This is a genomic window from Curtobacterium sp. MCJR17_043 (assembly GCF_003224315.2).
In the GTDB taxonomy this organism is placed as follows: domain Bacteria; phylum Actinomycetota; class Actinomycetes; order Actinomycetales; family Microbacteriaceae; genus Curtobacterium.
On record NZ_CP126259.1, the window covers coordinates 1,081,384 to 1,098,748 of the forward strand.

Here is a 17,365-nt window from a genome sequence, read left to right on the forward strand (position 1 = left end):
GCGCGTGCGAACGATCGGTCAGCACCGGGACGCGGTCCAGGCGCTCGTGGGACCGGCCCTGCCGACCGCGGGGTCGTCGCTGCCGCCGGAGTCGTCGTCGGTCGTCGCGCTGGCCGTGGAGTCCGGAGCAGGCCACGGGTACCGCGTGCTCGCCACCACCGTGCTCGCGCCGACGCCCCTGCCGGCCTTCGACAACAGCCAGATGGACGGGTTCGCCGTCCGCGCCGCCGACGCCGGTACGACCGTCCGGGTGGGCGCACCCATCCCGGCCGGGGTCGTGCCCCCCGCCGCTCGGCGCGGGCACCGCGGCCCCGATCATGACCGGAGCGCGGATCCCGGACGGGGCGGACGCCGTCTTCCCGGTCGAGTCCACGCCCGCCCGGTCCTTCCCCGCCGCTCTGCAGTCCGACGACGTGCCGGTGCCGCCCGACCTCGCCTCGGGGGGCCTTCGTGCGTGTCGCCGGCTCCGACCTGGCCGCGGGTGCTCCGATCGCCCGGGCCGGGCAACCCCTCACCCCGGCCGTGCTCGGTGCGCTGGCAGGCGCCGGCGTGACGACGGTCGACGTGGTCCGGCGCCCGCGGGTGCTCGTCGTGTCGACCGGCAGCGAACTGCTCGACCCCGGGTCGACGGCCGACACCGACCTGCGCGCCGGGGCCGCCATCGGCGACGCGAACGGGGTCGCACTCTCCGCCGCGCTCGCCGAGGTCGGGGTCGACACGCGGCGGGTCCGGGTCCCCGACGACCCCGACCGGTTCCTCGGCGCCCTCGACGACGCCGTGGGCGACTGGGCCGACGTCGTGCTCACCACCGGGGGGGATCAGCGCGGGGGGCGTACGAGGTCGTCCGGCAGGCCCTCGGACCCCGCGGGCTCGTCGTGACCCCGGTCACGATGCAGCCGGGCGGGCCGCAGGCGCTCGGATCGGTCCCGGTCGCCGGCCGAACGGTCCCGGTGGTCGCCTTCCCCGGCAATCCGGTCTCGGCGCTCGTCTCGTTCGAGGTGTTCCTCCGCCCGGTCCTCGCCCGCGCCGTCGGGCTGCCGGAGCACCGTCCGACCGCGGAGCTGCCGGCGGCCGAGCCCACGACCTCGCCCGCGGGCAAGCACCAGGTCCGTCGCGGGACCGTCGTCGACGGCCGCGTGCACTTCGTCGGGGGGCCCGAGTTCGCACCTGCTCTGGCACTACGCCGAAGCCACCCACCTCGTCCACGTCCCCGTCGGCGTCGCCAGCGTCGAGCCGGGCGACTCCCTGACCGTCTGGAGCATCCGATGACCGACCTGTCCCACGTCCGCGCCGACGGCAGCGCCCACATGGTCGACGTCTCCGAGAAGGACGTGACCGCCCGGGCCGCGACCGCCACCGCGACGCTCGTCACCCGACCCGACGTCGTCGCACGCATCCTGGACGGCTCGTTGCCGAAGGGCGAGGTCATCGGTACCGCCCGCATCGCGGCGATCATGGCCGTCAAGAAGACCTCGGACCTCATCCCGCTCTGCCACCCGCTGCCGATCGCCGGCGTCGAGGTCGACATCTCCGGCGCCGACGACCGAGTCGTCGTCGAGGTGTCCGTGCGGACGACCTCACGCACGGGCGTCGAGATGGAGGCCCTGACCGGTGCGAGCGTCGCCGCGCTCACCGTCTACGACATGGTGAAGGCGGTCGACAAGACGGCCTCGATCACCGACGTCCGCGTACTCGAGAAGCGCGGCGGCCGCTCCGGCGACTGGAGTGCCCGATGAACGACACGGCCGTCCCGGACCGAGGACGGGCCTCCGTCGTCGTGGTGTCGACCTCGGCCGCCACGGACCCGGCCCTCGACCGCACCGGGCCGGTCATCGCCGACTGGCTGCGGGACCGCGGTTTCGCCGTCGGTGACCCGGTGATCGTCGCCGACCGTGGTCCCGTCGCCGACACCCTCGCCGCTGCCGTCGCCGGTGGCGCACGGGTCGTCATCACGACGGGCGGGACCGGCGTCACGCCGACCGACCGCACCCCGGAGGCCGTCGCACCCCTGCTCGACCTGGAACTGCCCGGCATCGTCGAGGAGATCCGCCGGCGGGGACTGGCCGGAGCCGGACCGACCGCGCTCCTCAGCCGTGGCGTCGCCGGCATCGTCGGGGGGCGGCACGTTCGTCGTCACGCTGCCGGGGTCCCGTGGCGGGGTGGCGGACGGCCTGGCCGTGCTCGACGGCCTGCTCGACCACCTGCTCGCTCAGCTGCACGGTGACGGTCACGCTCCCCGGAGCGCCTCGTGAGTGCCGGAGCCGCGGACCGCGTGGTCGTCGCGGACGTCGTCGACCGCGACATCACGGTGGACGAGGTCTCGCGGGTCGTCGCCTCCGACCACGACGGCGCGGTCGTCACCTTCGCGGGGGGTCGTCCGCGACCACGACGGCGGGAAGGGCGTCACCGCGCTCGACTACGAACGGCACCCGAGCGCCGGCGAGGTCATCGCCGAGGTCGCCCGGACCATCGCGGAGCAGCACCCGGAGGTCCGCGTCGCCGTGCTGCACCGCGTCGGGGCACTCGGCATCGGGGACGTGGCGCTCGCCGCGGCGGTGGCGTCGGGGCACCGCGCCGAGGCGTTCGCGGCGTGCGGGGCGCTCGTCGACCTCGTCAAGGAACAGGTGCCGATCTGGAAGCACCAGCGCTTCACCGACGGGACGGACGAGTGGGTCGCAGCGCTCTGATGACGGCGGTGCGCGCAGTGGTGTTCGATCGGGAGTCGTGAGCATCGACGGCCTGGTGGCCCGACGGTGGGCCGCAGCGGACGAGGACGCCGAACGCGTGCTCGCCCACGAGCAGTCGCTCCTCCGGGTGACGCCGTGGACGAAGTGGAGTCTCGGACTCGGCCTGGCGGCGCTCCTGGCCGCGATCGCCGGCTTCGTCCTGCTGCCGCGGGGAGAGGACGACGTGGCGCACTTCGTCGTCGGGATGGTCCTCGTCGGAGCGGCTGTCGCGTCCGTCGTCGTCCGCCTGGTCGTCGCCGCGCGCAGTCGACGGGTCGTCGGGACCGCGTTCCCGACGGTGACGACGGTCCTGTCCGCGCGGGAGCGGCACGCCGTCGCTCGTGCCGTGGACGGGAGAGTCCGCGCACCGGAGGACCGACTCCGGATCGTCCGCGCGGCTGCCGTACTCCGTGCCGCTCCCCACCGGATCGAAGAGATGACCTGGTACTCGGCGTTGTTGGCCGCCCTCGCCGTCGGGAGCTCGACCGCGGCCCCGGCCGGCGGCGCACTGTACGGCGTCGCGGCCGTCCTCTCGGCAGGAGCTGCGGTGTACGCCGGACTCGACGTCGCCCGGGTCCGACGAGCGCTGCGGTCGTCGCCGACGCCGTGGGAAGCAGCCGTCACGCACCCCTGACCCGTGCGGCAGGCGGCGCCGGGTCGGCTCGGCCGGGCCGGCTGCGCTGGGCCGCTGGCGCCGGGCCGGCTCCGCAGGCCTGGCCGCGGTGAGCTGGCTGTGTCGGGCCGGCTGCGCTGGGCTGGCCACGCTGGACCGCCGCGTCCGGCCGCGAAACCGACAGAAGGCCGCCGGACTTCCGCAGTGGTCTGTCGGTTCCGCGCAGGAGTCGGCCCGCGGCACCGCCCCGTGAACACGGGCGTAGCGCCGCCGCCTCGAGACTCCCTAGTATCCGGACCATGGGAATCCTGCTGTCCGGCGTGAGCGTCGTCCTGCTCGTGTTCGCCCTCATCGACATCATCACGCGCCCCGACAGCGAGGTCCGCGGCCTGCCGAAGGTCGCCTGGATCATCCTCGTGATCCTGTTGCCGTTCGTCGGCAGCATCGTGTGGTTCGCGATCGGCCACGACTGGAGCGCCGGCCCCCCGGAGCCACGGCCGGTACGTCGAACCGAAGCGCCACGAGGACGGGTACGCCACCCTCGGCGCCGCCAAGGTCGCACACGGGGACAAGCGGATCTCCGGCACGGAGCAGGAACTCGCCGAGCTCGAACGGGAGATCGAGTACTGGGAGGCCCAGGCGCGCCTAAAGCGGGCGAAGGAAGCCGCCGGCGAGGGCGACCCGAGCCCCGCGAGCTGAGTCGAGCCTCCAGGACGGACCCGGCGCCGCGCGGACCCGCACGACGAACTCCTGACCGAACCACGGGCGTCCGCGGTTCGGACCGGATGCCGCTGGCCGGATCCGGACCGCGCCGCCGAGCCCGGCCGACAGCTCGCCGCCGCGCCTCCGGACCCGAGCCCCCGGCCGCCGCGCTGCCCGGCCTCTGGTCGCCATGCCGCTCCGGCCTCCGGCCTCCGGACCCGAGCCCCCGGCCCGCCGCCGATCCCGGCCGACAGCTCGTCGCCACGCCGCCCGCGGCGCGGCGCGCCCCCCGCGCCCGCCTACCCTGGTCAGGTGGCTCATCTCCTCGGCGCCGAGAACGTGCATCTCGAGTTCCCCACCCGTGTCGTCTTCGACAGCGTGACCATCGGCCTCGACGAGGGCGACCGGATCGGCGTCGTCGGGCGCAACGGCGACGGCAAGTCGACGCTGCTCGCCCTCCTCGCGCAGCGGCTCGAGCCGGACACCGGCCGGGTGACGCACCGTCGCGGCGTGACGATCGGGTACCTCGACCAGCGCGACGTCCTGCCCGAGGGCATGACGGTCGGGCAGGTCGTCGTCGGTGACCTCGCCGAGCACGAGTGGGCGGGCGACCCGAAGATCCGCGACGTCATCGGCGGCCTGGTGTCGGACATCCCGTGGGACGAGACCGTCGACGAACTGTCCGGTGGGCAGCGTCGGCGGGTGGCCCTGGCGCGCCTGCTGGTCGGCGACTGGGACGTGCTGTTCCTCGACGAGCCGACGAACCACCTGGACGTCGAGGGCATCCAGTGGCTCGCCGAGCACATCAACCGCCGCTGGTCGTCGAACCAGGGCGGGATGGTCGTCGTGACCCACGACCGGTGGTTCCTCGACGCGGTGTCGACCGACACGTGGGAGGTGCACGACGGCGTCGTCGAGCCCTTCGAGGGCGGCTACGCGGCGTACATCCTGCAGCGCGTCGAACGTGACCGGCAGGCGGCGTCGAGCGAGCAGCGCCGGCAGAACCTGGCGCGCAAGGAGCTCGCCTGGCTCCGCCGCGGTGCCCCGGCGCGGACGAGCAAGCCGAAGTTCCGCATCGACGCGGCCAACGCCCTCATCGACGACGTCCCACCGATCCGCGACACCGTCGCCCTGTCCCAGACGGCGACGGCGCGCCTGGGCAAGGACGTCGTCGACCTCATCGACGCGGGCGTCTCGTTCGACGGCACGATGATCATCGAGGGCGTCGAGTGGCGCATCGCCCCGGGGGAGCGCACCGGCATCCTCGGCCCGAACGGCGCCGGCAAGTCGACGTTGCTCAACCTCGTCTCCGGGAAGCTCCAGCCGACCACGGGCCGGGTGAAGACGGGCAAGACCGTGCAGATCGCGGTACTCGACCAGCAACTCGCCGACCTGCAGCAGTTCGCCGAGGACCGCGTCCGCGAGGTCGTCGCCCGCAAGAAGACGAGCTACGTCGCCGACGGCAAGGAGATGACGCCGTCGCAGTTGCTCGAGCGCCTCGGCTTCACGTCCGAGCAGCTGTCGACGCCGGTCAAGGACCTGTCCGGTGGGCAGAAGCGCCGCCTGCAGCTCATGCTCATCCTGCTCGACGAGCCGAACGTCCTGATCCTCGACGAGCCCACGAACGACCTCGACACCGACATGCTCGCGGCGATGGAGGACCTGCTCGACACCTGGCCCGGCACCCTCCTCGTCGTCAGCCACGACCGGTACCTGCTGGAGCGCGTCACCGACCAGCAGTACGCCGTCCTCGGCGGGCACCTGCGGCACCTGCCGGGCGGTGTCGACGAGTACATGCGCCTGCGCGCCTCCGGCAGCGGCGGTACGACGGCGTCGGCGGCTGCCGCCGCATCGGCCGGGAGGCCCGACACCGCCGGTGCGTCCGCGGTCGCCGCCGCCTCGGGGCTGCGTCCGGCAGCGGGGACCAGTGCGGCTCCGGCCGTTGCGCCGACCCTGTCCGGTTCGGAGCGCCGCACCGTCGAGAAGGAGATGTCGGCCCTCGACCGTCGGATCGCCAAGCTCGGGGACGACCGGAAGAAGCTGCTCGACTCGTTCGCGACGCACGACCAATCCGACTACGAGGGGCTCGGGAAGCTGCAGGGGCGGCTCGCCGACCTCGATGCCGAGGTGGAGCAGCTCGAGGAGCGGTGGCTCGAGGTGGCGGAGCAGCTCGGGGTCTAGCCCGGGCTCCAACGGCAGTGCCGGTCGGCGTCAGTCACCGAGACCGAGGATGAGGCGCCGCAGCAGGCCCGCGAGCTGGTCCTGCTCACCCGCGGACAGACCGGCGAGGATGTCCCGCTCGGCTTGCAGCAGGTCGGCGATGGCCGCGTCGACGGCAGCGCGACCGGCGTCGGTGAGCGTCACCAGGACACCGCGACCGTCACGGGGATCCGTCCGGCGGGCGACGAGCCCGCGGGCGGCGAGGCGGTCCACCCGGTTCGTCATCGTGCCGCTCGTCACCAGGGTCTGCTGGAGCAGCGCCTTGGGACTCAACTCGTACGGGTCGCCCGCGCGCCGGAGCGCCGACAGGACGTCGAACTCCCACGGCTCCGTCCCGCCCGCCTCGAACGCCTGACGTCGGGCGCGGTCCAGGTGCCGGGCGAGCCGGTCGACCCGCGACAGCACGTCGAGCGGGGCGAAGTCCAGGTCCGGGCGCTTCCGCCCCCCACGCCGCGACGATCCGGTCGACCTCGTCCTCTGGCGGCATCCGTCCATCATGGCGTGGATCGGCGGCGCACGACCAGTGTCGGGCACATGGGAAGATGGTCGGGCTCCTCCGGGGGGGCGTTCCGCCTTGGTGTAATGGCAGCACGACGGCCTTTGGTGCCGTTAGGTCCGGGTTCGAATCCTGGAGGCGGAGCTCGGGACCGATCGGCCCATCAACGGAGACGGTTGGGCGTGTTCCTTCCGGAGCGTCTCTGGCCGTGCGCGGACCTCCTGTCGCACCTTCAGCACAGCGCCGAGGAGAGGAGGAGCGCTGGCCGGGGTCGGTGAACGACGCCGACAGCCTCCTTCACGGACGCAAGATGTCCCGTACCCGGATCCAGGGCAGGGGCATCGTCTCGGGGCGCTGCGTGTCAGCGCTGAGCGGCTGGGCACCGGCGAGCACATGCGGCCGTGCGTCGACAGCGCGGGCTCGGGAAGGTCACAACCAGCGAGTACCGACGCCACCGACCTCTCTCGCGAGACGCTCGACGAGCGGAGCTGTTAGGAACGACACATGGCTGTCCGGCACGAGATGCTCACCGTCTTCACCGAGGGAGAGGCCGGCGGGAACCGGGTCCCGGTGGTGCTCGAGGCGGACACGTTCACCGACCAGCAGATGCAGGAGCTCGCGGAGGAGACGGGGCTGGAGTCCGCGTTCCTGTCGTCTTCGGACACACCGGCCGTCGGACGGCTGCGCTACTGGGTACCGAACCACGAGATGAGCATGTGCGGCCATGCCAGCATCGGAACCGCATGGTTGCTGAACCGCCGTGGCCATGCCCAACCCGACGACGGATACGTTTTCGCAACCGCTGCAGGCTTGGTCCGGGCGGGAGCGACCACGGACGGTGGGTGGTTCCAGCAGTCTCTGCAGCAGATCGACCCGGTCGACCCGAGCCCGGCGCTCGCCGCGCTGGGCCTCACTCCGGACGACCTCGTCGGAACGTCGTCGAATGCTGCTGCGCCGCGGACGAAGACGCTCCTACCGTTACGCAACACCGCGGTACTGCGCGGACTTCGACCGCACGCAGCCGCCGTCGAACGCGCATGCACCGAGATGGGGTCGACGGGCTTGTATCCCTACGCGGTCATCACGGAGGGGCAAGTGGAAGCGCGGCAGTTCCCGCGGGCATCTGGATACCTGGAGGACCCCGCCACCGGGATCGCAGCCGCCGCACTCTTCTTCGCCCTGGCCGCGAGCGGTGAACTGCCGCGCGGAGTCGTGCAGGTGCGGCAGGGCGTCGCTATGGGTCGGCCCTCACTGATCACCGTCGAAGCCGGCGGACAGTCTCACCACCAGCCGCGCACATGTCGGGTGTCCGGAGCCGTCCGGTTCGCGTGACCGCCGATCAGCCGAGCGGAGCACCGAGGAAGTACCCGTGCACGCTCCGGGAGCTGCGGCGGGCGGATGCGGTCCTGAAGCCGGCGTCGGCCGGCTCCGGTCGGCGACCGCCCCGCGAACCTGATGCAACGGGCGTTCACCGCGTCCGGTTCTCCACGGATGCGGTGGAGACGAACGTCCGTCGCGTCGATCCTGCTCGACACGGATCGTCTCCTGCTGCCTCGTGGCGATCGGCGCTCGCCGAGCAACTCGGTCACTCTGCCGAGGAATGCGGGCGGGCGCTCATGTCATGGGCGCGCGCGTCTGCCTCGGTCTCGTAGATCTCGCCCCAGGCGATGCTCGCGGGCATGGCGTCGCCACGCAGGTCCACGTCGGGCAAACAGATCTGCACGAAGTGCGGGAAGGCGGGGAACGACCACAGGTCCTCGTCCTCGAACCGACTCCAGAGCAACAACTCGCCGATGCCGAGCGGGTGGCCGAGTTCCTGACCGTTCACCGGCGGATCGCAGCTGACCATCAGCGCGTGGTGACCGTTCGGGAGCTCGATCGGTCGTTCCACCTCGCACCGGAAGACGGACGAGAACCGCTTGCTGTCCATGGACGAGAGGAAGAAGACTCCTCGCATCTCAGAAGTCCGGATCCACGTCATCGACGCAGGGGGGTCGGCGTGTGCGGGCGCTTGGTCATCGACTGCACCTCCGCGTCCGCCTCGGTTGCGTAGAGCTCGCCCCACGCGATGCTGGTCGGCATGCGAGTCGTCGGGATGATGACGTCGGGGACACAGATCTGCACGAACTGCGGGAAGGTCGGGAAAGTCCACAAGTCGTCCCCCCTCGAAACGGCTCCAGAGGAGGAGTCGAGCGATTCCCTCGGGAAAGCCGAGGTCCTGGCCGAGCGCTGGCGGGTCACAACTGACGACGAGAGCGTGGTGGCCGTTGGGGAGTTCGACTCTCGACTCCAGCTCGCACCGGAACACGGAATCGAATCGGTCGTCTTCCATCGATGAGAGGTAGTAGGTCGGTTCCACTTCAGAACTCCGGGTTGCTCCGCTGACGTCGTCGACACGGATCGACACCGTCCCGTTTCGGTGTGCTTCCCAGAGCCTGCCAGGCAGCCGGGTGGCGGTCAAAGGGCCGGCGCCGGGACGCTGGTGCAGGAGTCGGTCCAGCTGTGCACGGACATCGTGGCGGGCGCTGACGCAGCGGATGGTGTGCTCCGCCGGTGGTCCTTGGTTGACAACGAGCAATCAAACAACGATAGTTGACCGTCGTCAATCAATTGGGTGCAGCGCGGCATCCCTCGTCCTGGAGTCACGATGTCCCGTCCCGATGCCGCAGCAGCACAGCTGCACCCGACCGAACCGGCGGCCATGTCCCACCGACAGGTCCTCGAAGCACTCTCCGGGCTCCTGCTCGGCATGTTCGTCGCGATCCTCGCGTCGACCGTCGTCAGCACGTCCCTGCCGAAGATCATCGGTGACCTCGGCGGCGGCGAGAGCGCCTACACGTGGGTCGTCACCTCGACGCTCCTCGCCACGACCGTCTCGACGCCGGTCTGGGGCAAGCTCGCCGACCTCTTCAACCGCAAGCTGCTCATCCAGCTCTCGCTCGTGATCTTCGTCCTCGGCTCTGCGCTCGCGGGGTTCTCGGAGAACCCCGGCACGCTCATCACGTTCCGAGTCGTGCAGGGTCTCGGCGCCGGTGGCCTCACCGCGCTCAGCCAGATCATCCTGGCCGACATCATCAGCCCGCGTGAGCGCGGCCGGTACGGCGGCTACTTCGGCGCGGTGATGGCCGTCGGCACCGTCGGCGGCCCGCTGTTCGGCGGACTGCTGACCGACACGCTCGGGTGGCGCTGGAACTTCTTCGTCGGCGTGCCCTTCGCGGTCGCGGCGATCATCCTGCTGCAGGTCACCCTGAAGCTCCGGACCCTCCCGGAGCGCAAGGTCTCCATCGACTACCTCGGCATCGCGACCATCGCCGGCGGCGTCTCGCTCCTGCTCATCTGGGTCACCCTCGCCGGCAAGAACTTCGACTGGGTCTCGCCCACCTCGTTCGTGATGGTGATCGGTGCGGCCGTCCTGCTCGCGGCCACCGTGTTCATCGAGCTCCGCGCGGAGGAGCCGATCATCCCGATGACGCTCTTCCGGAGCCGCACGTTCACGATGGCGGTCATCGGTTCCATCGCCGTCGGCATCGCGATGTTCGGCGCCACCGTCTACCTGGCGCAGTACATGCAGCTCGCCCGTGGTGCCACCCCGACGCAGTCCGGCTTGCTGACGATCCCGATGATCGCCGGTCTGCTCATCGCCTCGACCGTCGGTGGTGCCCTGGTGACCAGGACAGGCAAGTGGAAGCCGATCATGCTCATCGGTTCGGTCGCCCTCGTCGTCGGACTCGGTCTCATGGGGACGATCGCGTACGACACGCAGTACGTCGTCGTCGCGGTCTACATGTTCGTCATGGGGAGCGGCGTCGGACTCGTCATGCAGAACCTCGTCCTGGTGGTGCAGAACACGACCGAACCGAGGAACATCGGCGCTGCCTCCTCCGGCGTCGCGTTCTTCCGCTCCCTGGGCGGCGCGATCGGCGTCTCGGTCCTCGGAACGGTCCTCGGGACCCGCGTGGCGGACGCCATCAGCGACAAGCAGGACGCCCTGACGAGGGCGATCGCCGCGCTCGGCGAGAAGGGCGCCGCCGTCGCGAAGGAGCTGTCGTCCGGCAGCATCCCCGCCGTCAGCTCGCTCCCGAAGGGCGTACGCCAGATCATCGAGTCGGCGTACGGCCAGGGCGTCGCCGAGATCTTCCTCATCGCCGCCCCTATCGCGGTCCTGCTCGTCCTGGCGATCGCCTTCATGCCGAACGTGCCGCTCACCACGAAGACCGTCGCCGAGCGCTCGACCGACGCTGGACCGGTCGCCGGTGCTGCCGAGGACTTCGCCGGGGTCGGCACCGTGACCGGGTCCAACCCGACGATCCAGTCGGCGGACTCCCAGGACGGCGGCGAGCGGCGTGCCCGACACTGATGTGATGACCGACGCGGCCACGAACCCCCCCTGCGGACGTCCGCCGAGGACCTGGCGCTCGACGCGACCGAACGCGCGATCGCCGGCGTCGAACGGCAGTTCCTGGCGTTGGCCGGCTCGACCCGGCGCACGATGCGCGAGCAGGCCGCTCAGATGGAGCTGCAGCCGGCCGGCTACCGGGTCCTCCTCGAGGTCGTGGTCAACGGCAGCACCGGAGCGGGCGAACTCGCGGAGGCGCTCGGGTACGACAAGACCGCCCTCAGTCGTCAACTCAGCGCGCTCGAGGCGCTCGGGTTCGTCACGCGGGAACGCCACGCGGTCGATCGCCGTGCGGTCGTCGTCCGTGCCACGCCCGACGCCGTCGAGCGGGTCCAGCGCATCCGGGCCAGTGCCCGCTCAGCCTTCCGCGAGCGGCTCGTGACCTGGCCGCGCACGGATCTCGAGGACCTCGCACGACTGCTCGCTGCGCTGTCGTGACCCCCCCGCGGTGAAGGAGACGGAACGGTGGGGGGAGGCCGCTGCGCTGGACGGCGAACCGGCCCCGGCGCCGGTCGGACTGCGTGAACGCAAGCGGGAGGAGACGCGCCGTCGGATCATCCTGGCAGCGCGTGTCGGGAGCCTCGACGCCGGCATCGACGGTCTGACGATCGACGCCATCGCGCGTGAGGCCGACATCTCGCCACGGTCGTTCTTCAACTACTTCCCGAACAAGGAAGCGGCGATCGCCGGGGTGATCCCAGGGACAGCGCGTGCGCTGACCGCGGACGAGTTGGACCAGCTCCCCGCCGACGTCGTCGACGCCGTGGTGGCCATCGTCGTCGCCGTCCTCGGCCGTCAGGTCGACAGCACGAACACGGACCTGCGTCGCGAGGTGTTCGTCCGGTTCCCGGAGCTCCTCGACGAGTTCCGGCCGTTCTGGAAGGCGTCCGTGCGGACCGCAGCCGTGTCCGTCACCGACCTCCTCCTCCGCCGCGGGTCGACCGCGGAGAGCAGCGCCGTCGTCGCGCCGGTGCTCGTCGCGATGTGTGTCTCGGTGGTGCGGACCATGCTCGCCCGCGGCGAACTCGACAGCGTCGAGTTGGCGCACGGGGTCCGCCCGATCGCCGACGCGATCCGTTCGACCGCCGAGGTCGTCACCGGCGGACCTCGGGGCCGGACGTCCTGACGCCGGGAGGCGCCGCGGGCTGAGCCCGTGGAACTCCAGCCGGCCGCCCCGGACGCTGCCTCCCCACGGCGGTGATGCGGGTGCGGATCCCGCTCGGGTCTCCGACGCGGAAGGGCCCCCCACCCTGATATTCTACGCACCGAGCGGTCGGGGCGGTACTGGGACGCGTGGTCCCCGTCCTCCCCGTTCCGTCGACGTGACGACGTGCAGTGTTGCCCCGTGTGACGACCGCATGGGAATACCGAACGCCACTCTGCGATTCTCGTCCCCGATGAGCATCACCGACCCCGACACGACGCACGACGCCCCCCGCCTCCTGGGACGCCTGGCGCGCAGCCCGCCGCGAGCGGGTCACCGGCGCGCAGGGCGACCTGGCGCTGATCCGCACCGAGTGGCTCCCGATCGGCCAGGAGCCCGACCTCGAGGCGGCGCTCGCCGACCAGCCGGCGACGGTCACCGCGACCCGTGTGCGTCGGACCGACCTGGACACCGGCGAGCCGCAGCACGGCTACCGCCTGTGGGACGCCGAGTCCCCGGCGATCCGCTCCTACGTCGACACCCCGGTGTTCCCGTACGACCCCTCATGGCGGATCACCGCGCACTTCACGCCCGCCGAGCCCGGCCGGACGATCCCGTACGAGCACCTCCGCGACGCCGCCGGTGCGACCCGTGACCTCGTCGTCCCCGGGGACATCACGGCGTCGATCGGCGACCGCGAGTACACGCTCAGCGCCTTCGACGACGACGGCACCCTGCTGCTCGTCTTCGGCGACCCGACGAACCGCAGCACCGACGAGTCCGAGCGCACCTACGGCACCGGCCGCTTCCTGTTCGTCGAGCGCCCGGCGGGGTCCTCGACGGGCGAGGAGTCCGACGTCGTCCTCGACTTCAACCAGGCGTTCGTACCGCCGTGCGGGTTCAGCGACCAGTACAACTGCCCGCTCCCGCCGTTCCAGAACCGACTGCACGTGCCCGTCCACGCGGGCGAGCGCCACGTCGCACACCGCGCCTGACGCGTCCCGCGGCCGTCGGCCGCACAGCCACACCCTGCCTCCACACACCCCCCCGAAGCACCAGGAGTCCCGTGAAGACCCGAATCGTCGCGCTCGCCGCGTCCGGCATCGCCCTCAGCCTCGCCCTCGCCGGCTGCTCGTCCTCCGGCGGCGGCGGATCGTCGTCGGGCGGGAACGCCACCGTGGCGATCGGCTCGCTCTACGAGCCGACGAACCTGTCGAACGTCGACGGCGGCGGCCAGGGCGTCAACGAGGCGTTCCAGGACAACGTCTACGAGGGGCTGTTCCGCCTCGGGGACGACGGCAAGGTGACGCCGCTGCTCGCGAAGTCGTACGACACGTCCTCGGACGGGCTCACGTACACGTTCACGCTCCGGAAGGGCGTGCAGTTCCACAGTGGCGCCGAGCTCACCAGCGCCGACGTGAAGAGCTCCATCGAGCGCGTCACCGCCGAGGACTCGCAGTCCTCCCGCAAGTCGAGCCTGGCCGTCGTGGAGTCGATCGAGACCCCCGACGACGAGACCGTCGTGGTGCACCTGTCGCAGCGGTCGATCTCGTTCGTCTACAACCTGTCCTACGTCTGGATCGTCCCCGCGGGGGGAGACGAAGCTCAAGACCGAGGAGGACGGCACCGGGCCGTACACGCTCGACACCTGGAAGCGCGGCTCGTCGATCACGCTCGAGCCCTTCGCCGACTACTGGGGTGAGAAGCCCGCGAACGGCGGGGTCGAGTTCGACTACTTCACCAGCGCCTCCACGCTGTCGAACGCGCTCGCCAGCGGTCAGGTCGACGTCATCACGAGCATCCAGTCACCCGACGCCCTGTCCCGGTTCACCGCGGACGAGTCGAAGTACACGGTCAGCGAGGGCGACTCCACGACCAAGGAACTCCTGGCGTTCAACGACGCGGAGGGCCCCTTCACCGACGTGAAGCTCCGCCAGGCGATCTCGGCGGCCATCGACCGGAAGGCCCTGCTGAAGGCGATCTGGGGCGACTACGGCACCGTGAACGGCTCGATGGTGCCGCCGACCGACCCCTGGTACGAGGACCTGACGAGCGTCAACGCGTACGACCCCGCCAAGGCGAAGGACCTGCTCGCCGAGTCGGGCCACGCCGACGGGTTCTCCTTCACGCTCGACACCCCGTCGTACGACCCGCACCCGGCCGTCGCGCAGTACCTGCAGAGCGCGCTGAAGAAGGTCGGCGTGACCGTCGACATCAACACGATCAGCGCCGACGAGTGGTACACGAAGGTGTACCAGCAGCACGACTTCGAGGCGACGCTGCAGGAGCACGTCAACGACCGCGACGTCGTCTTCTACGGCAACCCGGACTTCTACTTCGGGTACGACAACAAGGCGGTCCAGAAGGACATCACGGACGCCGAGCAGGCTCCGTCCGAGGACCAGCAGACGGACCTGCTCCGGAAGGCGAACGAGCAGATCGTGCGGGACGCCGCGAGCGCGTGGCTGTACCTGTACCCGCAGATCGTCGTGTCGGACAAGGACGTCACGGGATACTGGAAGAACGGGCTGAACTCGCAGTTCCCCGTCTCCGACATCGCCGTCTCCTAGTACCGACCGACCAGGCAGGATCCGCACCCCCCGCATGACCGCGTACGTCCTCCGCCGCCTCGGCATCCTCGTGCTCTCGCTCGCGGTCGCCCTGGTGGTGGTGTTCGCGCTCCTGCGGATCCTGCCCGGCGACCCGGCCAACGCGCTCCTCGCCGCGAACGCGACGCCGGACCAGATCGCGGCGGCCCGGCGGGAGGTCGGCTCCGACCTCCCGCTGGCGCAGCAGTTCGTGCAGTGGATCGGCCAGATGCTGCACCTCGACCTCGGCACGTCGTTCACGAGCGGGCTCCCGGTGCTACCCGACCTCGCCCAGCGCCTGGTCGTCACCGTGCCGCTCACCCTCATCGCGTTCGGCATCGCCGTCGTCGTGGCCTGCGTCGTCGGGTTCGTCGCCGCTGCCCGTGCCGACCGCTGGTACGGCGTGCTGCTCTCCGGGGTGACGCAGCTCGGCATCGCGGTCCCGGTGTTCTGGATCGGCATCCTGCTCGTGCAGGTGGTGTCGCTGCAGTGGGGTCTGCTGCCGTCGAGCGGCTTCCCGCGTGACGACTGGACGTACCCGGGCGACGCGCTGGAGTCCCTCGCGCTGCCGATCATCACCGTCGCGGTCGTGATGACGGCCTCGATCGCCCGGTACGTGCGGAGCGCTGTGCTCGACGTCCTCGGTGCCGACCACATCCGCACGGCTCGGGCACTCGGCGCGTCGACCGCCTCGGCGTTCCTCCGGCACGGCGTCCGGTCGGCGGTCGTCCCGGTGATCGCGGTGCTCGGCATCGAACTCGCGTCGACCTTCCTCGGCGCGGTCGTCGTCGAGAGTGTCTTCGCCCTGCCCGGCCTCGGCAGCATGCTCATCACCGGCATCGAGCAGCACGATTACCCGAGCATCCAGGGCGTCCTGCTCGTCTCCACCGTCGCGGTGCTCGTCATCGGCTTCGTCGCCGACGTCGTGCAGCGCATCGTCGACCCGCGCCTGCGCACGAGCGTCTCGGGGAACCGATGAGCGCCCGCCGGTCGGTGTCCCTGACCACGGGCATCGTGCTCGTCGGTCTGGTCGTCGTCGCCGCGGTCGTCTCGCTCGTCTGGCTGCCGTACTCGCTCTACGACACCTCGGGCGGCCGACTCACCCCGCCGGGAGCCGCGCACTGGCTCGGCACCGACACGCTCGGGCGTGACCTCGCGACGCAGCTCCTCATCGGCGCCCGCATCGCGCTCGCGACCGGCCTCGGCGCCGTCCTGGTCGGTGGTGTCCTCGGCACCGCCATCGGGCTGGCCGCGGCCTTCGCCCGGCCCTGGCTCGACGACACGCTCTCCGCCGTGCTCGACATCGTGATCGCCTTCCCGACGCTGCTCGTCGCGATGCTGCTCGTCGCTGCGCGCGGTGCGTCGCTCGGGACCGCGATCGTCGCCATCGGCCTCGTCATGGCCGCCGTCGTCGCCCGGCTCGTCCGGATCCTGGCCCGACGGGTGCTCCGCCATGACTACGTCACCGCGGCGCGGACCTCCGGCACGACCTGGCCGCGGATCGTCACCCAGCACGTGCTCCCGAACATCTGGCCGACCCTCGCGGTCAACCTCGCGCTGCAGTTCGGGCTCGCGGTCCTCGCCGAGGCGAGCCTGTCGTACCTGGGCCTCGGTGCGCCGCCGCCGAACGCGTCCTGGGGGGCGGATGCTCCAGGACGCCCAACAGACCGCGTTCGAGGCACCCGCCGGCGTCCTCGCGCCGGGCCTCGCGCTCGTCGTCCTCGTCATCGGTGCGAACCTGCTGGCGGACGGGCTCCGTGACGTCGCGGACCCGACCCGTCGCGGACGGCGAGCCGCGCGCGGTGCCGCCCCGGGCCTCCCGGCCGGTGCGCCGGTCGCCGGTGACGGCGTCGGCACCGCCATCGGACCGGTCGCGTCCGCCACCGACGACCCGGACGGGAGGCCCGCATGACGTCCGCCATCGAGGTCACCGACCTCCGCATCACCACCGCTGACGGCACCCCGCTCGTCGACGGCGTCTCGTTCTCCGTGGACGTCGGCGACCGCCTCGGCATCGTCGGTGAGTCCGGCAGCGGCAAGTCGCTCACCGCGCTCGCGGTCATGGGGTTGCTGCCGACGGGGCTGACCGCCACCGGCTCGGTCCGCGTCGGTGACGTCGAGGTCATCGGCGCACGCGAGCGCAGCCTGCGCGACGTCCGCGGTTCGATCGTCGCCCCCGTCTTCCAGGAGCCGATGACCGCCCTCGACCCGCTCATGCGCGCCGGCGACCAGATCGCCGAGCCGCTCCGGCGGCACCGCGGACTCCGCGGGGGAGGCCCTGCGCGCCGCGGTGCGCGAGGCGATCGCCGACGTCGCCCTCGCCGATCCGGAGCGCGTCGCCGGGTCGTTCCCGTGGGAGCTGTCCGGCGGTCAGCGGCAGCGCGTCGCCATCGCGATGGCACTCGCGTGCCGGCCGCGGGTCCTCATCGCGGACGAGCCGACCACGGCGCTCGACGTCACGGTGCAGGCGCAGGTGCTCG

Annotated in this window: 16 protein-coding genes, 1 tRNA gene and 6 pseudogenes; 21 read left to right on the forward strand and 2 right to left on the reverse strand. The window is 71.6% G+C overall.

The features are described from left to right. Positions 1–522 precede the first annotated feature (522 nt). From DEJ15_RS05705 to DEJ15_RS05730, 8 genes and pseudogenes are all read left to right on the forward strand, one after another. Entirely contained in the window at positions 523–879 is a 357-nt protein-coding gene (locus DEJ15_RS05705; protein WP_284176300.1) for a molybdopterin-binding protein, read from the forward strand. 386 nt (positions 880–1,265) lie between these two features. Further along, complete coding sequence (gene moaC / locus DEJ15_RS05710; protein WP_110823551.1) at positions 1,266–1,736, forward strand: cyclic pyranopterin monophosphate synthase MoaC; 471 nt, start codon at positions 1,266–1,268, stop codon at positions 1,734–1,736. After that, a complete protein-coding gene (locus DEJ15_RS05715) occupies positions 1,733–2,224 on the forward strand; it encodes a MogA/MoaB family molybdenum cofactor biosynthesis protein (RefSeq protein WP_349814821.1) in 492 nt (163 codons plus the stop codon). The genes moaC and DEJ15_RS05715 overlap by 4 nt, the downstream gene beginning before the upstream one ends. Positions 2,225–2,252: 28 nt before the next feature. Continuing rightward, the gene (locus tag DEJ15_RS05720; RefSeq protein ID WP_349814822.1) at positions 2,253–2,687 is read left to right on the forward strand and encodes a molybdenum cofactor biosynthesis protein MoaE; all 435 of its coding nucleotides are present in this window, start codon (positions 2,253–2,255) and stop codon (positions 2,685–2,687) included. A gap of 37 nt (positions 2,688–2,724) precedes the next feature. Next, positions 2,725–3,360, forward strand: a complete 636-nt coding sequence (locus DEJ15_RS05725) for a hypothetical protein (protein ID WP_110823554.1) — start codon at positions 2,725–2,727, stop codon at positions 3,358–3,360. A gap of 278 nt (positions 3,361–3,638) precedes the next feature. Next, positions 3,639–3,791: pseudogene (locus DEJ15_RS17950) on the forward strand (PLDc N-terminal domain-containing protein); the annotation flags it as partial. A gap of 628 nt (positions 3,792–4,419) precedes the next feature. Beyond that, positions 4,420–4,822, forward strand: a pseudogene (locus DEJ15_RS19385) (ATP-binding cassette domain-containing protein); the annotation flags it as partial. Between the two features lie 56 nt (positions 4,823–4,878). Beyond that, on the forward strand, positions 4,879–6,222 hold the full coding sequence (locus tag DEJ15_RS05730; protein ID WP_502866188.1) for an ABC-F family ATP-binding cassette domain-containing protein: 1,344 nt from the start codon (positions 4,879–4,881) through the stop codon (positions 6,220–6,222). A gap of 30 nt (positions 6,223–6,252) precedes the next feature. On the opposite strand, the pseudogene DEJ15_RS05735 reads toward DEJ15_RS05730, so the two are convergent. After that, positions 6,253–6,748, reverse strand: a pseudogene (locus DEJ15_RS05735) (MarR family winged helix-turn-helix transcriptional regulator). An 81-nt stretch (positions 6,749–6,829) separates the two neighbouring features. Between DEJ15_RS05735 and DEJ15_RS05740 the strand changes: the two are divergent. Both DEJ15_RS05740 and DEJ15_RS05745 read left to right on the forward strand, forming a co-directional pair. Beyond that, positions 6,830–6,901, forward strand: a tRNA-Gln gene (locus tag DEJ15_RS05740). Positions 6,902–7,279: 378 nt separating this feature from the next. Beyond that, complete coding sequence (locus tag DEJ15_RS05745) at positions 7,280–8,089, forward strand: PhzF family phenazine biosynthesis protein (protein ID WP_181419416.1); 810 nt, start codon at positions 7,280–7,282, stop codon at positions 8,087–8,089. 253 nt (positions 8,090–8,342) lie between these two features. Here the strand turns inward: DEJ15_RS05745 and DEJ15_RS05750 are convergent, their stop codons facing one another. Further along, positions 8,343–8,648, reverse strand: coding sequence for a hypothetical protein (locus tag DEJ15_RS05750; protein ID WP_284175864.1), 306 nt, complete (start codon positions 8,646–8,648; stop codon positions 8,343–8,345). A 177-nt stretch (positions 8,649–8,825) separates the two neighbouring features. On the opposite strand from DEJ15_RS05750, the gene DEJ15_RS05755 reads away from it, so the two are divergent. From DEJ15_RS05755 to DEJ15_RS17965, 11 genes and pseudogenes are all read left to right on the forward strand, one after another. Further along, positions 8,826–9,095, forward strand: coding sequence for a hypothetical protein (locus DEJ15_RS05755; protein WP_284175865.1), 270 nt, complete (start codon positions 8,826–8,828; stop codon positions 9,093–9,095). Between the two features lie 309 nt (positions 9,096–9,404). Then, positions 9,405–11,114, forward strand: coding sequence for an MDR family MFS transporter (locus DEJ15_RS05760; protein WP_375232104.1), 1,710 nt, complete (start codon positions 9,405–9,407; stop codon positions 11,112–11,114). A gap of 108 nt (positions 11,115–11,222) precedes the next feature. Next, positions 11,223–11,591: a MarR family winged helix-turn-helix transcriptional regulator gene (locus DEJ15_RS05765; RefSeq protein WP_284175866.1), complete on the forward strand. Its 369-nt coding sequence runs from the start codon at positions 11,223–11,225 to the stop codon at positions 11,589–11,591. A gap of 10 nt (positions 11,592–11,601) precedes the next feature. Then, positions 11,602–12,279 (forward strand): TetR/AcrR family transcriptional regulator, encoded by a 678-nt coding sequence (locus DEJ15_RS05770; protein WP_284175867.1) that lies wholly within the window; start codon positions 11,602–11,604, stop codon positions 12,277–12,279. A 467-nt stretch (positions 12,280–12,746) separates the two neighbouring features. Next, positions 12,747–13,292, forward strand: coding sequence for a DUF1684 domain-containing protein (locus tag DEJ15_RS05775; RefSeq protein ID WP_284175868.1), 546 nt, complete (start codon positions 12,747–12,749; stop codon positions 13,290–13,292). 308 nt (positions 13,293–13,600) lie between these two features. Next, the gene (locus tag DEJ15_RS17955; RefSeq protein WP_349814947.1) at positions 13,601–13,999 is read left to right on the forward strand and encodes an ABC transporter substrate-binding protein; all 399 of its coding nucleotides are present in this window, start codon (positions 13,601–13,603) and stop codon (positions 13,997–13,999) included. After that, positions 13,962–14,867 (forward strand): annotated as a pseudogene (locus DEJ15_RS05785) (ABC transporter substrate-binding protein); the annotation flags it as partial. The gene DEJ15_RS17955 and the pseudogene DEJ15_RS05785, both read left to right, overlap by 38 nt. A gap of 34 nt (positions 14,868–14,901) precedes the next feature. Then, positions 14,902–15,864 carry an ABC transporter permease gene (locus DEJ15_RS05790; RefSeq protein WP_110823564.1) on the forward strand — a complete coding sequence of 321 codons (963 nt, stop codon included), beginning with the start codon at positions 14,902–14,904 and terminating at the stop codon, positions 15,862–15,864. Continuing rightward, on the forward strand, positions 15,861–16,646 hold the full coding sequence (locus tag DEJ15_RS05795) for an ABC transporter permease (RefSeq protein WP_284175871.1): 786 nt from the start codon (positions 15,861–15,863) through the stop codon (positions 16,644–16,646). The genes DEJ15_RS05790 and DEJ15_RS05795 overlap by 4 nt, the downstream gene beginning before the upstream one ends. Before the next feature lie 147 nt (positions 16,647–16,793). Continuing rightward, positions 16,794–17,048, forward strand: a pseudogene (locus DEJ15_RS17960) (ATP-binding cassette domain-containing protein); the annotation flags it as partial. A gap of 127 nt (positions 17,049–17,175) precedes the next feature. Beyond that, positions 17,176–17,271 (forward strand): annotated as a pseudogene (locus DEJ15_RS17965) (ABC transporter ATP-binding protein); the annotation flags it as partial. Positions 17,272–17,365: the final 94 nt, after the last annotated feature.

What these genes read in the sequence shown, in the direction of transcription:
- DEJ15_RS05755 (WP_284175865.1), top strand. Translation starts at nt 8,826, where the DNA reads ATGCTGGTCGGCATGCGAGTCGTCGGGATGATGACGTCGGGGACACAG.
- DEJ15_RS05715 (WP_349814821.1), top strand. Translation starts at nt 1,733, where the DNA reads ATGAACGACACGGCCGTCCCGGACCGAGGACGGGCCTCCGTCGTCGTG.
- DEJ15_RS05760 (WP_375232104.1), top strand. Translation starts at nt 9,405, where the DNA reads ATGTCCCGTCCCGATGCCGCAGCAGCACAGCTGCACCCGACCGAACCG.
- DEJ15_RS05795 (WP_284175871.1), top strand. Translation starts at nt 15,861, where the DNA reads ATGAGCGCCCGCCGGTCGGTGTCCCTGACCACGGGCATCGTGCTCGTC.
- DEJ15_RS05745 (WP_181419416.1), top strand. Translation starts at nt 7,280, where the DNA reads ATGCTCACCGTCTTCACCGAGGGAGAGGCCGGCGGGAACCGGGTCCCG.
- DEJ15_RS05790 (WP_110823564.1), top strand. Translation starts at nt 14,902, where the DNA reads ATGACCGCGTACGTCCTCCGCCGCCTCGGCATCCTCGTGCTCTCGCTC.
- DEJ15_RS05730 (WP_502866188.1), top strand. Translation starts at nt 4,879, where the DNA reads ATGGTCGTCGTGACCCACGACCGGTGGTTCCTCGACGCGGTGTCGACC.
- moaC (WP_110823551.1), top strand. Translation starts at nt 1,266, where the DNA reads ATGACCGACCTGTCCCACGTCCGCGCCGACGGCAGCGCCCACATGGTC.